Here is a 13,233-nt window from a genome sequence, read left to right as displayed (position 1 = left end):
CCTTATGTTAGTGCGTGGCCCCGCCGACGATTTTCACATCGCCTTCCTGGCGCAAGGAGACGGCAATCGCCGTCTCCAGCGCCGCACGGACCGTTGGTAGCGCCATACTCGCCTCCCCCGGATGGGCGGCCGCCTGCTCCGGAAGGTACGGAATATGGATAAAACCGCCTTTCGCTCCGCTTCTCCCGTTTAATGCCTGCAGCAGACCATACATCACATGGTTGCAGACGAATGTCCCCGCCGTTTGCGACACCGATGCCGGTATGCCCTGCCCGCGCAGCGCCGCGACAATCGCTTTCACCGGCAGGCTGCTGAACCAGGCCGCCGGACCGCCGGCCACCACCGGCACATCAACCGGCTGCTGGCCTTTATTATCGGCAATACGCGCATCATCGACGTTTATCGCGACGCGTTCGACGGTAATATCGACACGACCACCCGCCTGCCCGACCGCTATCGTTAACACCGGTTGATGCTCATCCAGCGCCGCATACAGCGCCGTCAGAGCCTCACCAAATACACAGGGCAGCTGTCGCGCGACCACGCGCTCACCGGCCACCATCGCGCCGTCGAGCTGCTTAACCACTTCCCACGAAGGGTTCACCGCCTCACCGCCAAAGGGTTCAAATCCGGTGATTAATACGCCCGCCATCTTTCCTCCTTACAGGAACATCAGGAAATAGAGTAGAAATACGTTGACGATCAGCAGCAGTACGCCGGTCGGAATCTGAGCCTTAATCACCGCATTTTTATCCGGCAGTTCCAGCAGCGCCGCCGGCACGATGTTGAAGTTTGCCGCCATCGGCGTCATCAGGGTGCCGCAGTAACCGGAGAACATACCGATCGCTGCCATCACCGCCGGATTACCGCCGTGCTGAAGCACCAGAATCGGAATACCAATCCCCGCCGTGACAATCGGGAAGGCAGCAAACGCATTGCCCATGACCATCGTCAGCAGCGCCATGCCGATGGTGTAGACCGCCACAGCGACAAAGCGGCTGTCCACCGCCAGATAATTCTCGGTGAGCCAGGCAATACTGCTACCCACTCCGGCAGTGGTAAACAGCAGCCCCAGCACCGCCAGGATCTGCGGCAAAATAAACGCCCAGCCTACCGAATCCAGCAGACGACGCGCCTCCTGCAGCGGCTGTGCGACCTTTTCCCGGGTCATGCGAATCGCCATCATCAGGCCAATCAGCGTCCCGGCGGTCATCGAAAACAGCGTAATCAGCGTGGCATGATTACCCGGGCCAAACACCCGGACTTGCCACGATGGCAGGTTATTAAACAGCAGCACCCCGATCACCGTGACAACCGGAATAGCCAGCGCCGGATAAAACAGCCGGTTACCCAGGCGGGTCGCGCTGGCGGTTCGCTCTTCCTCGGTGCGCTGGTGATAGCTACCCAGCCTGACACCGCCAAAACCGGCGATCAGCGCCAGCGCCACGACGGCAACGCCGACGGCAATATTGACCGAGCGCTTGTCGTCTACCAGCTGATAAGTCCAGTCGCCAAGCAGGAACAGCAGACCGTACAGCCCCCAGAACAGGCCGGTGGTCAGGCGACGAGGGTTACTTTTGTCGCGCCATGACATGACCGCGACCACCAGCAGAACGACACCCGCCAGCCAGTAGAGCCAGGTTTGTTGAAAATTCATGCGACACCGCCTTTCGCCTGTGCGGCGGCGTTCACTTTATCCAACTCGCGCTGCAGGTGACGATCGAGTCGCCACAGACGCGCGGAATGGATCGCGAAGGCGCACATCGCCGTCGGGATCCCCCACAGGGCAATATGCAGCGGTTCGGTCTGGATCCCACCGGACTCCAGCATAAAGTTGTGCATAAAGATGATGGCGCCGAAGGCGACGAAAATGTCTTCGCCAAAGAACAGGCCGACGTTGTCCGTCGCCGCCGACATCGCGCGTAAGCGATAGCGAATGCTGCCGGGAAGCGGACCTAACGTTTTTTCCGCCGCCCCTTCCGCCATCGGCGCCAGCAGCGGACGCACCATTTGCGGATGGCCCCCCAGGCTGGTTAACCCCAGCGCAGCCGTCGCTTCGCGCACGAACAGGTAGACGATCAGCAGACGTCCGGCGGTGGCGCTGTGGATCTTCGCGATCCACGCCTGGGCGCGCTCTTTCAGGCCATGCCGTTCAAGTAGCCCAATGACCGCCAGCGGCAGCAAGAGAATAAATGGCAGGTTGCGGGTGTTAAGAAACCCCTCCCCCAGCTTTTCCAGAATGGTGGCGATGGGCATTTGCGCCGCCACGCCGGTAACAATTCCAGAGATAATAACCACTAAAACCGGATTAAAACGCAAAACAAATCCGACCACAATCACGGCAATGCCGATCAGCGGCCAGAGAGATATCGCTTCTCCCATGATAACGTCCTGTTCGTTGTGAGTGTTGTTGTGAGTGTTGTAATGCCTTAATAATTATTGTTTTATTCTTCTGTTTCCGCGCTGACCTGAATATTGCGTCCGGCAAAAGCCGCACGCAAACGGCGCGCAAAATCCAGCGCATGCTCGCCGTCGCCGTGAAGACACACGGTGTCGGCGATAACGTGCGCCCATTCACCGGTGATACTGCGTACCCGATTGTGTTGCACCATTTCCAGCGTCTGCGCCAACGCCTGCTCTTCGCTGTCGATAAGCGACCCAGGCTGTGAACGCGGCACCAGACTACCGTCAGCCAGATACCCGCGATCGGCGAACACCTCCTGCCGCGTAGCCAGCTTGTAATGTTGTCCGGCGCGAATTAATTCACTGCCGGCCAGCCCGACCAGGATCAGCGCAGGATCGAAATCCCGCACCGCCCGGGCAATCGCATCGGCCAGCGGCGCCTCTTTTGCCGCCTGGTTGTAAAGCATACCGTGCGGCTTCACGTGCCTGAGTTCACCGCCTTCCGCGCGCACGATCGCCGCCAGCGCGCCAATCTGATACAGCATCTGGGCATAGACCGTCTCCGGCGGCAGCTGCATTGCGGTGCGGCCAAAATTTTCCCGATCGGGAAAGCTGGGATGCGCCCCGACGGCCACGCCGTTTTTCAACGCCTCGCGCACGCATTTATGCATCAGTAACGCATCGCCGGCGTGAAAACCGCAGGCGATATTGGCGGAGGAGACCAGCTGTAACAACGCGCTATCGCTCGCGCAGCCTTCCCCCAGATCGGCATTTAAATCAATGATCATCGCTCAGTCTCCATGCCAGTTGTTCCAGATAACGCTGCTGATCCGCACGCGCTTTCAACGCCTCTTCCAGCGTGCACGGAACAAAGTGAATCGGCTGGCCTAGCGGAATTTGCGCCAGCTGGTACATATCAGCGTCGATAATACAGGCAATACGCGGGTAGCCGCCGGTGGTCTGCGCGTCGTTCATCAGAACAATCGGCTGGCCGTTATGCGGGACCTGCACCACGCCCGGCAGCAGGCCGTGCGAGAACATTTCGCGATCGGTGGTGCGGGTAAGCGGTTGGCCCTGCAGGCGATATCCCATCCGGTTACTCTGGGCACTAAGCTGCCAGGGGGAACGCCAGAACGCCCCCTGCGAAGCCCGATCAAATTCATGGTACTCCGGCCCCGGTAACGCGCGGATGCGGTTCCCGACCGGCAGTGACTTAACGCCACGCGACGCGCTGAATCGTCGGGACGCTTTTCCCAGTTTCAGCCGATCGCCATCCTGCAGCCGCCGCCCTTCAAGGCCGCCAATGCCGACTTTCAGATCGGTACAGCGCGAGCCAAGCACCTGCGGAACATCAATGCCTCCGGCCACCGCCAGATAGCTGCGGATCCCGTACTGCGGGTTTTTAAGCACCAGATGCTGCCCGGCCTTCGCCGCCATTCGCCAGCCAACCCATACCGGCTTGTCGTCCAGCATGGCTTCACAGGCGGCACCGGTCAGCGCAAACCAGCAATCGCGTTCAAACAGAATATCCACCTGGCCGAGCGTAATCTCCAGCGCGGCGGCATTCGCCGCGTTGCCGACCAGCAGGTTGGCAATCACCAGCGAAGGTTTATCCAGCGCGCCGCAGAGACTGATCCCCGACTGCCGCTGTCCTTCACGCCCGCCATCCTGTACCGAGGAGTACATTCCGGCGCGGATCATCTTCAGCATATCCCCTCCTTTTGCGGCACAAAGCGAACGCGATCGCCGGCACGCAGCAGCACGGGCTCCTGACGCATGGGATCAAAAAGCGCCAGCGGGGTGCGGCCCAGCAGCTGCCATCCGCCCGGCGTCGCCAGCGGATACACGCCGGTTTGCGCGCCGCCGATGCCGACAGAGCCGGCGGGGACCCGCAGACGCGGTTCCGCATGTCGCGGCATCGCTAAACGTTCCGGCAGTCCGCCGAGATAGGGAAATCCTGGCTGGAAACCAAGAAACCACACCACGTACTCGACGGAGGCGTGCAGTTCAACGACCTGCTTTGCCGTCAGCCCGCTGTGGAGCGCCACGTTTGCCAGATCGGGGCCGTCTTCACCGCCGTAGATAACCGGAATGGTCATCAGCCGCGACTGCGGCTCAAGCGCCTCACTCTCCTCCCACCAGCGCTGCAACTGCTCAATCGCATCCCATGCCATCGTCTGCGGATGGCGCAGGACCACGGTAATATTGTTCATCCCCGGTATCGCATCCAGGGCCTCTTCATGATCCGCCAGTCTTTGGGCCAGCCGCCAGATACGCTTTTGACTCTCCAGCGTCAGCGGGGGATCGAGCTCCAGAACCACGGCGGTTTCGCCTAACATGTAACAACGCGCTCGCTGCACTTTTTCTCTCTCATCAGGCCGGGTTAGGAATATCAATAAAGGTCACATCCAGATCGGTATTTTCCGTCAGCCATTCGCTCAACGCGCGAATACCGCCGCGTTCAGTGGCATGGTGCCCGGCGGCATAAAAATGCAGGGACTGCTCGCGCGCGGAGTGGATGGTTTGCTCCGAGACCTCGCCGGTAATAAACGCATCGACGCCGAAGCGAGCGGCGCTGTCAATAAAGCTCTGACCACCGCCGGTACACCAGGCGACACGGGCCACTTTTTCTGGCCCGGTATCCCCGCACCATAGCGGTTTGCGTCCCAGGCGCGCCTCAATCCACGAGGCCAGCTCGAGCCCGGAAACCGGCATCGACAACTCTCCCCACGGGAGCAGCGGCTCAATTTCGCCCTTGATAGTCATTCCGAGCAGTTGCGCCAGCTGGGCGTTATTCCCCAGCTCCGGGTGGGCATCCAGCGGCAGATGCCAGCCATAGAGATTGATATCATTCGCCAGCAGCGTCTTCAGACGCTGGCGTTTAATGCCGCGAATCACCGGCGATTCGCCTTTCCAGAAATAACCATGATGAACAATCACCGCATCTGCCTGCAGGCGCACGGCTTCATCCAACAGCGCCTGACTGGCGGTGACGCCGGTGATAATTTTTTGCACCGTTTCACGCCCTTCCACCTGCAGGCCATTTGGCGCGTAGTCGCTGAATGTCGCGCTATTGAGCTTTTCGTTAATCAGTTGTTCCAGTTCACTATTTTTCATTGCCGCTCCATCAGGTCATCATTTTGTGCACAGGCATAACATAGCGGTATCCGCGTAGATCGTCGATAGCCTCTCGGCGAGAGCCTATCATTTGACTTTTAGCTTAATCCCGCAATTTGTCTACCCACCCCATAATGCATTCGTGTATATTTATGCACTATTAAAGCATATTAAATAACCAGAAAGCCTTTAAGACCATGAATATCACTACCAAACCGCTATTCATGCAGAAAGATCGACTTTCGTATTACGGCAGGAACCAGGCGTTACATGAACAGACAATCCTCGCAGCCGCGCGCAATCTATTACGTCGTGGCGCTGCAAATTTGGGAATACTTTAGTTTTTACGGGATGCGGGCGCTGCTGATTTTGTATCTCACCAATCAGCTTAAGTACGACGATAGCCACGCCTACGCCCTCTTCAGCGCCTACTGCTCGCTGGTGTACGTCACGCCGATTCTCGGCGGTTTTCTGGCCGATAAACTCCTCGGCAACCGAATGGCGGTGATGCTCGGCGCGTTGTTGATGGCCATTGGCCACCTGGTGTTGGGCGCCAGCGAAATTGCGCCGACCTTCCTCTATCTGTCGCTCGCCATCATCGTCTGCGGCTACGGATTGTTTAAATCCAACGTCAGCTGCCTGTTGGGCGAGCTGTACGAGCCCACCGATCCACGCCGCGACGGCGGCTTCTCGCTGATGTATGCGGCGGGAAATATCGGTTCGATCGTCGCTCCCATCGCCTGCGGATATGTGCAGGAAGAGTACAGCTGGGCCATGGGCTTCGCCCTCGCCGCCGTCGGGATGATTGCCGGGCTGGTGATTTTCCTCTGCGGCAGTCGCCATTTCCGCCACACCTCGGGCGTCAACCGCGAGGCGCTCTGCGCGCGCCGCTTTATGCTGCCCACCTGGGGCTGGCTGCTGGTTCTGCTGATCGCGGCCCCGCTGCTGATCGGCGTACTGTTCTGGCAAGAGTGGTCGGTCTATGCGTTGATCGTGGCGACGATTGTCGGCCTGGTGGTACTGGCCAGAATTTATCGGCGGGCAGAGACGGCCAGACAGCGTCGAGACCTGCGGCTCATTATCGTCCTGACCGGGTTCAGCCTGCTGTTCTGGGCTTTCGCGCAACAGGGCGGCAGCTCCATCAGCCTGTATATCGACCGCTTCGTGAACCGGCATATCATGCGTTATGAGGTCCCGACCGCGATGTTCCAGTCGGTGAACGCCTTTGCGGTCATGTTCTGCGGAATGGTGCTGGCCTGGCTGGTGAAAGAGAATATCAACGGCAACCGTACCGTGCGGATCTGGGGGAAATTTGCGCTGGGTCTGGGGCTGATGAGTGCCGGCTTCTGCATTCTGACCCTGAGCGCGCGCTGGTCAGCCGCTTACGGACAATCGTCGATGCCGCTGATGGTGCTGGGCCTCGCGGTGATGGGCTTTGCCGAGCTGTTTATCGATCCGGTGGCGATGGCGCAAATCACCCGCATCGCAATCCCCGGCGTGACCGGCGTGCTGACCGGAATCTATATGCTGCTCTCCGGCGCCATCGCCAACTATCTGGCCGGCGTGATTGCCGACCAGACGGCGCAGGGCGCGTTCGATGAAGCCGGTGCGACCAGCTACGCCATTGATGCCTATATTAACGTGTTCAGCCAAATCACCTGGGGGTCTTTAGCCTGCGTCGGCCTGGTGCTGATCATCTGGCTGTATCACGCCCTGCGGGTCAGGAGCCGCGCCCTGGCCGTGGAGTAAGGATTTTACTGGCAGCCTCCCAGGCCGCCAGCGTCTCCAGCCGCGCCTGCTTATGATCGACCAGCGGGCGCGGATAGTTCAGGGTCACCCCCTGCTTATCGGCCCATCGCCACGGCTGATGCAGCGCGTTATCAGGAACGTCCGCCAGCTCAGGCAGCCATTGCCGAATAAACACCCCCGCTTTATCAAACTTCTCGCCCTGGGTGGTTGGATTAAATATACGAAAATAAGGGGCGGCGTCGGTGCCTGTCGAGGCGGCCCACTGCCACCCGCCGTTATTCGCCGCCAGATCGCCATCAATCAGCTGGTTGATAAAATAGCGTTCGCCCGCGCGCCAGTCGATGCGCAGATCCTTGACCAGAAAACTGGCGGCAATCATCCGCAGCCGGTTATGCATCCAGCCTGTGGCATTGAGCTGGCGCATCGCGGCATCGACAATCGGAAAACCCGTCTTCCCGGCTTGCCACGCCTCTAATCCTTGCTCATCGTCCCGCCATGCCACGTTATCGGTCCAGGCAATAAACGGACGCCCCTTGCATAACTGCGGGTAGAACACCATCAAATGCCGATAAAATTCCCGCCAGATAAGTTCGTTCAGCCAGACGGAACCTGCTTCGCCGTCGAGCGCTGCGGGCTGCTCAGCCAGCAGTCGATGCAGGCACTGACGTGGGGAAAGTACGCCCACGGCCAGACATGGCGACAGTCGGCTGGTGCCTTCCGTGGCGGGAAAATCACGCTGCAGATCATAACCGGCGGCTTTTTGCTGGCAGAAATGACGCAGCCGGGCGATAGCCGTTTTCTCATCGTCGGCAAAAAGGTGTGGGTCGAAAGCCTCCTGCGGATAGCGAATCTCCGGCAGCGGCGCTGGCGCCAGGGGGCCGTGGCTGCGTACCGTCGGTGCGGCGACGCACTCCGGCAGCGCCTCGCGCAATCGACGGAGAAAAGCGTTTTTAAAGGGCGTAAACACTTTATACATTTCGTGATTACCGGTCAGCACGCTGCCGGGAGACAGTAACAGCGCATCGTCAAACCCGTGACACACCACGCCGCTCAGCCGTTTTTCCACCGCCGCATCGCGCTGACGCTCGTTAATTTCGTACTGGTAGTTATAAAACAGGTGGCTGACCTGCTGCTGCGCGCAATAGTCCGTCAGTAGCTGGACGCTGGCCGAAAAATCCTCCGCCTCCGCCACCTGCAGCGCTATCCCCCGCTCGGCAAGAGCTGACTGCAGGCTACGCAGATGGCGGACGATAAAAGCCGCCTGCCGCGGCGCCATACCGTGCTGACGCCACTGGCCCGGCGTGGCGATAAACAGCGCCAGCACGCGGGCATGCGGATCGCGACAGGCGGCGGCAAGCGCCAGGTTGTCATGGATACGTAGGTCAGCGCGAAACCAAACCAGATGAGTGGCCATAAAACTCCTGCAATCAGTAACATTCATGGATTCGATACCCCTGGAGCGCGGAAGAAACTCGTAGCCCGCGGGATAAGTATCAGGAAATTCAGATATAGAGTGTTGCAGGAGGCGCGCAGGCGCAAGCAGAGCTCGTCTAAGCGGGCAAAAAAAAAAACCGCCGGAGAACCGGCGGTTATGCAGTCGGGCGATGGCTGTCAGTAAAAATCGGCGGCGGCTTTTTCAGCCTGCGCCATCCACACCGGCTGTTCGCTGGTTTTTGCCCATACCCGATGCAGCCAGCTGTAATAGCGGGCCCGGTCTTTCCACAACAGCATCACCGGAAGTGCTGCCACGCCAGCCACGACGGCGAAAGCACGACGTAAAAAGATAACGTGAGTCGGATAAGTTTTATACAACGCCATAATTTCTCTCCCTTAGTCAGGCCGGCAAGCGACGCCGGTAAAGTGTCAATGTCTTTCTGGCTAAAATAATACCGCTTTGGCTGTAATTTTACTACTCATCCGACCACTAAAAACGGCTCATTTTGCCTTTATTTACATTCATCCGGTAATTGAGTTACAAAAAAGTTAAATTAATACTAATCATTGGTTAATTTGTGGTTTTAGTGATTTTTATACTTTTTTTACACCCCCCGTTCTGATTTTTGCAAAATCTTTGCACGCGAATTTCTATCCTCCAGGTAAATCGTAAAGACACCCGGAGGTGGATTGTGAGTGCAGGCGTAATTGCTGGCGTGGCGCTGGTATTCCTGTTGCTGGCCTATTTGGTCTATGCCCTGATAAACGCGGAGGCATTCTGATGGCCGCACAAGGATTCTTACTTATCGCCAGTTTTCTGCTGCTGCTGATGGTGCTGGCTCGCCTGACGGGGACGTTGCTGGCCAGAATGATCGCCGATACCCCGCTACCGGGGCTTGCCGGCATTGAGCGCGGCATCTGGCGGATCTCGGGGATCGGTTCACAGGAGATGAACTGGCGCCAGTATCTGCTCGCCATTCTGCTGTTTAATGGCGTGGGGCTGGTGGTGCTGTTCGCCCTGCTGATGTCTCAGGGCGCACTGCCGCTCAACCCTCAGCATCTTCCCGGCCTGTCATGGGAGCTGGCGCTGAATACGGCGGTGAGTTTCGTCAGCAACACCAACTGGCAGTCCTATGCCGGAGAAAGTACCCTCAGCTACCTCAGCCAGATGGCCGGTCTGACGGTGCAAAACTTCCTCTCGGCGGCCACCGGTATCGCGGTGATTTTTGCCTTCACCCGCGCCTGGTCTCGCCAGCAGGTCAGTACTCTGGGTAACGCCTGGGTCGATCTCACCCGCATTACCCTATGGCTGCTGCTGCCGGTGTCACTGCTGATCGCGGTGTTCTTTATTCAGCAAGGCGTGCCACAAAATTTCCTGCCGTATCAGGCCTTCACCTCGCTGGAAGGGGTGCATCAGTCGCTGCCAATGGGGCCGGTCGCCTCGCAGGAAGCGATCAAAATGCTGGGTACTAACGGCGGCGGGTTCTTTAACGCCAACTCATCGCACCCGTTTGAAAACCCGACGGCGCTGAGCAACATAGTGCAAATGCTGGCGATGTTTTTGATCCCGGCCGCACTGTGCTTTGCCTTTGGCGACGTCGTCGGCGACCGCCGCCAGGGACACGCCATCCTGTGGGCAATGACGCTGATCTTTATCGTCTGCGTGGCGGTGGTGATGTGGGCAGAAACCCACGGTAACCCGCACCTGTTGCAACTGGGGGCGGACAGCAGCCGGAATATGGAAGGTAAAGAGAGCCGCTTTGGCATTCTGACCAGCAGCCTGTTCGCGGTTATCACCACCGCCGCCTCCTGCGGCGCGGTCAATGCCATGCACGACTCCTTTACTGCGCTGGGCGGCATGGTTCCCATGTGGCTGATGCAAATAGGCGAAGTGGTCTTCGGCGGCGTGGGCTCGGGTCTGTACGGCATGCTGCTGTTTGTCATGCTGGCAGTATTTATCGCCGGGCTGATGATTGGCCGGACGCCGGAATATCTCGGTAAGAAGATAGATGTACGCGAAATGAAAATGATCGCCCTCGCCATCCTCGTGACGCCCACTCTGGTGCTGCTGGGTAGCGCGCTGGCGATGATGACCGAGGCCGGACGCGCGGGGATGTTTAATCCGGGAGCGCACGGCTTTAGCGAAGTGCTGTATGCCGTCACGTCCGCCGCCAATAACAACGGCAGCGCCTTCGCCGGCCTCAACGCGGCCACGCCATTCTGGAACCTGCTGCTGGCGTTTTGCATGCTGCTCGGCCGTTTTGCGGTCATCGTGCCGGTAATGGCTATCGCCGGTTCTCTGGTGAGTAAAAAGATCCAGCCGACCAGTTCCGGCACCCTTGCCACCCATGATGTGCTGTTTATCGGTCTGCTGATCGGTACCGTGCTGCTGGTTGGCGCCCTGACCTTTATTCCTGCCCTGGCGCTCGGCCCGTTGGCGGAACACTTCTCCTTACTTTAAGTGATGCGGAGCACCCTGTTATGAGTCGCAAACAATTAGCCCTGCTCGAACCGACGCTGGTGCGCCAGGCGCTGCTGGATGCCGTGAAAAAACTGAGCCCGACGGTACAGTGGCGCAACCCGGTGATGTTCATCGTCTGGATCGGTAGCCTGATAACCACGCTGCTGGCCGTGGCGATGGCCAGCGGGCATCTCGCCGGCAGCGCCGCTTTTACCGCCGCCGTGAGTATCTGGTTGTGGTTTACCGTGCTGTTCGCCAACTTCGCCGAAGCCATGGCAGAAGGCCGCAGCAAAGCGCAGGCCAACAGTCTGAAAGGGGTGAAAAAAACCGCTTTTGCTCGCAAGCTGCGCGCGCCGCAGCATGATGCGCCTGTCGACCATATTCCGGCCGAGGATTTACGCAAAGGCGATGTGGTGCTGGTGGAAGCTGGCGATATCATTCCCTGCGACGGGGAAGTTATTGAAGGCGGTGCCTCGGTGGACGAAAGCGCCATCACCGGTGAATCGGCGCCGGTGATCCGCGAATCCGGCGGTGACTTTGCATCGGTCACCGGCGGGACGCGCATTCTTTCTGACTGGCTGGTGATCCGCTGTAGCGTCAACCCTGGGGAAACCTTCCTTGATCGGATGATCGCCATGGTCGAAGGCGCCCAGCGCCGCAAAACGCCGAATGAAATTGCGCTGACGATTCTGCTCATCGCCCTCACGCTGGTGTTCCTGCTGGCGACCGCCACCATCTGGCCATTCTCCGCCTGGAGCGGCAATGCGGTCAGCGTGACGGTACTGGTGGCGCTGCTGGTATGCCTGATTCCGACCACCATCGGCGGGCTGCTGTCGGCGATCGGCGTCGCCGGGATGAGCCGCATGCTGGGCGCCAACGTTATCGCCACCAGCGGACGCGCGGTAGAAGCCGCGGGCGACGTTGACGTCTTACTGCTGGATAAAACCGGTACGATTACCCTCGGTAACCGCCAGGCCTCGGCGTTTTTACCAGCGGAAGGCGTCGAAGAAAAAACCCTTGCCGATGCCGCCCAGCTCTCATCTCTGGCCGATGAAACGCCGGAAGGCCGCAGCATCGTGGTGCTGGCAAAACAGCGCTTCAACCTGCGCGAGCGGGATCTGCAGTCGCTGCATGCGACCTTCGTTCCCTTCACCGCCCAGACGCGCATGAGCGGGATTAATATCGATCGGCGAATGATCCGCAAAGGCTCCGTCGACGCGATTCGTCGCCATGTCGAGGCCAACGGCGGCCACTTCCCGGCGGACGTCGACAAACAGGTGGAAGATGTCGCCCGCCAGGGGGCGACGCCGCTGGTGGTCGCGGAAGGCAAACGCGTGCTGGGGATCATTTCGCTGAAAGATATTGTTAAAGGCGGGATTAAGGAGCGCTTCGCTCAGCTGCGTAAGATGGGCATTAAAACGGTCATGATTACCGGCGATAACCGCCTGACCGCGGCGGCGATTGCCGCCGAAGCGGGCGTCGATGATTTCCTTGCCGAAGCGACGCCAGAAGCCAAACTGGCGCTGATCCGTCAGTACCAGTCCGAAGGTCGTCTGGTGGCGATGACCGGCGACGGTACCAACGATGCCCCGGCGCTGGCTCAGGCCGATGTCGCGGTGGCGATGAACTCCGGTACCCAGGCGGCAAAAGAGGCGGGCAACATGGTGGACCTCGACTCCAACCCGACCAAACTGATCGAAGTGGTGCATATCGGTAAGCAAATGCTGATGACCCGTGGGTCGTTGACCACCTTCAGTATTGCCAACGACGTGGCGAAGTACTTTGCCATTATTCCGGCCGCCTTTGCCGCCGTTTACCCGCAGCTGGCGATGCTCAACGTCATGCACCTGCACTCGCCTGCCTCGGCGATTCTGAGCGCGGTTATCTTTAACGCGCTGATCATCATCTTCCTGATCCCGCTGGCGCTGAAGGGCGTGAGCTATCGCCCGCTGTCGGCTTCAGCCATGCTGCGCCGTAATCTGTGGGTTTATGGCCTGGGCGGGCTGCTGGTGCCGTTTATCGGCATTAAAGCTATCGATCTGTTACTGACCCTGACCGGGCTGCTGTGA

13 protein-coding genes are annotated in these 13,233 nt (G+C 59.2%); 4 read left to right on the top strand and 9 right to left on the bottom strand.

The annotated features are described in order from the left end of the window. Window positions 1-7: 7 nt before the first annotated feature. The 7 genes from pcp to FNY10_RS02335 form a co-directional block, all read right to left on the bottom strand. The gene (gene pcp / locus FNY10_RS02365) at window positions 8-652 is read right to left on the bottom strand and encodes a pyroglutamyl-peptidase I (RefSeq protein ID WP_160701999.1); all 645 of its coding nucleotides are present in this window, start codon (window positions 650-652) and stop codon (window positions 8-10) included. A gap of 9 nt (window positions 653-661) precedes the next feature. Further along, the gene (locus FNY10_RS02360; RefSeq protein WP_160702001.1) at window positions 662-1,657 is read right to left on the bottom strand and encodes a DUF979 domain-containing protein; all 996 of its coding nucleotides are present in this window, start codon (window positions 1,655-1,657) and stop codon (window positions 662-664) included. Further along, window positions 1,654-2,382, bottom strand: a complete 729-nt coding sequence (locus FNY10_RS02355) for a DUF969 domain-containing protein (protein WP_160702003.1) — start codon at window positions 2,380-2,382, stop codon at window positions 1,654-1,656. The genes FNY10_RS02360 and FNY10_RS02355 overlap by 4 nt, the downstream gene beginning before the upstream one ends. Window positions 2,383-2,444: 62 nt before the next feature. Next, on the bottom strand, window positions 2,445-3,191 hold the full coding sequence (pxpA, locus tag FNY10_RS02350; RefSeq protein WP_141965084.1) for a 5-oxoprolinase subunit PxpA: 747 nt from the start codon (window positions 3,189-3,191) through the stop codon (window positions 2,445-2,447). Then, window positions 3,181-4,113 (bottom strand): 5-oxoprolinase subunit PxpC, encoded by a 933-nt coding sequence (gene pxpC, locus FNY10_RS02345; RefSeq protein WP_141965085.1) that lies wholly within the window; start codon window positions 4,111-4,113, stop codon window positions 3,181-3,183. Before pxpC ends, pxpA begins: the two co-directional genes overlap by 11 nt. After that, a complete protein-coding gene (gene pxpB, locus FNY10_RS02340) occupies window positions 4,107-4,763 on the bottom strand; it encodes a 5-oxoprolinase subunit PxpB (protein ID WP_141965086.1) in 657 nt (218 codons plus the stop codon). The genes pxpC and pxpB overlap by 7 nt, the downstream gene beginning before the upstream one ends. 13 nt (window positions 4,764-4,776) lie before the next feature. Beyond that, entirely contained in the window at window positions 4,777-5,520 is a 744-nt protein-coding gene (locus FNY10_RS02335) for a type 2 GTP cyclohydrolase I (RefSeq protein WP_100685661.1), read from the bottom strand. 270 nt (window positions 5,521-5,790) lie between these two features. On the opposite strand from FNY10_RS02335, the gene dtpD reads away from it, so the two are divergent. Then, a complete protein-coding gene (gene dtpD, locus FNY10_RS02330; RefSeq protein WP_160702005.1) occupies window positions 5,791-7,269 on the top strand; it encodes a dipeptide permease DtpD in 1,479 nt (492 codons plus the stop codon). Here the strand turns inward: dtpD and phrB are convergent. After that, the gene (phrB, locus tag FNY10_RS02325; RefSeq protein WP_160702007.1) at window positions 7,241-8,683 is read right to left on the bottom strand and encodes a deoxyribodipyrimidine photo-lyase; all 1,443 of its coding nucleotides are present in this window, start codon (window positions 8,681-8,683) and stop codon (window positions 7,241-7,243) included. The two genes, dtpD and phrB, sit on opposite strands and share 29 nt — an antisense overlap. Window positions 8,684-8,880: 197 nt before the next feature. After that, complete coding sequence (locus FNY10_RS02320) at window positions 8,881-9,087, bottom strand: DUF2517 family protein (protein WP_100685664.1); 207 nt, start codon at window positions 9,085-9,087, stop codon at window positions 8,881-8,883. A gap of 308 nt (window positions 9,088-9,395) precedes the next feature. Here FNY10_RS02320 and kdpF point away from each other — a divergent pair, with 308 nt between their 5' ends. Genes kdpF through kdpB form a run of 3 tightly spaced genes read left to right on the top strand, consistent with a single transcriptional unit; the run spans window position 9,396 to window position 13,233 of the window. Next, window positions 9,396-9,485, top strand: a complete 90-nt coding sequence (gene kdpF, locus FNY10_RS26745; protein ID WP_015584874.1) for a K(+)-transporting ATPase subunit F — start codon at window positions 9,396-9,398, stop codon at window positions 9,483-9,485. Beyond that, complete coding sequence (gene kdpA, locus FNY10_RS02310; protein ID WP_160702009.1) at window positions 9,485-11,164, top strand: potassium-transporting ATPase subunit KdpA; 1,680 nt, start codon at window positions 9,485-9,487, stop codon at window positions 11,162-11,164. Before kdpF ends, kdpA begins: the two co-directional genes overlap by 1 nt. Window positions 11,165-11,184: 20 nt before the next feature. Then, window positions 11,185-13,233, top strand: a complete 2,049-nt coding sequence (kdpB, locus tag FNY10_RS02305; protein WP_100685666.1) for a potassium-transporting ATPase subunit KdpB — start codon at window positions 11,185-11,187, stop codon at window positions 13,231-13,233.

It is taken from the genome of Klebsiella sp. Lac1, from assembly GCF_009825425.1.
In the GTDB taxonomy this organism is placed as follows: domain Bacteria; phylum Pseudomonadota; class Gammaproteobacteria; order Enterobacterales; family Enterobacteriaceae; genus Klebsiella; species Klebsiella electrica.
Note: the sequence above shows the minus strand (reverse complement) of the source record. Positions and strands in the feature narration are given on the sequence as shown.

Coding starts and splice junctions, on each gene's coding strand:
- pxpA (WP_141965084.1), bottom strand. CDS start 3,191: ATGATCATTGATTTAAATGCCGATCTGGGGGAAGGCTGCGCGAGCGAT.
- FNY10_RS02355 (WP_160702003.1), bottom strand. CDS start 2,382: ATGGGAGAAGCGATATCTCTCTGGCCGCTGATCGGCATTGCCGTGATT.
- FNY10_RS02320 (WP_100685664.1), bottom strand. CDS start 9,087: ATGGCGTTGTATAAAACTTATCCGACTCACGTTATCTTTTTACGTCGT.
- FNY10_RS02335 (WP_100685661.1), bottom strand. CDS start 5,520: ATGAAAAATAGTGAACTGGAACAACTGATTAACGAAAAGCTCAATAGC.
- pxpC (WP_141965085.1), bottom strand. CDS start 4,113: ATGCTGAAGATGATCCGCGCCGGAATGTACTCCTCGGTACAGGATGGC.
- phrB (WP_160702007.1), bottom strand. CDS start 8,683: ATGGCCACTCATCTGGTTTGGTTTCGCGCTGACCTACGTATCCATGAC.
- kdpB (WP_100685666.1), top strand. CDS start 11,185: ATGAGTCGCAAACAATTAGCCCTGCTCGAACCGACGCTGGTGCGCCAG.
- pcp (WP_160701999.1), bottom strand. CDS start 652: ATGGCGGGCGTATTAATCACCGGATTTGAACCCTTTGGCGGTGAGGCG.
- dtpD (WP_160702005.1), top strand. CDS start 5,791: ATGAACAGACAATCCTCGCAGCCGCGCGCAATCTATTACGTCGTGGCG.
- FNY10_RS02360 (WP_160702001.1), bottom strand. CDS start 1,657: ATGAATTTTCAACAAACCTGGCTCTACTGGCTGGCGGGTGTCGTTCTG.
- kdpA (WP_160702009.1), top strand. CDS start 9,485: ATGGCCGCACAAGGATTCTTACTTATCGCCAGTTTTCTGCTGCTGCTG.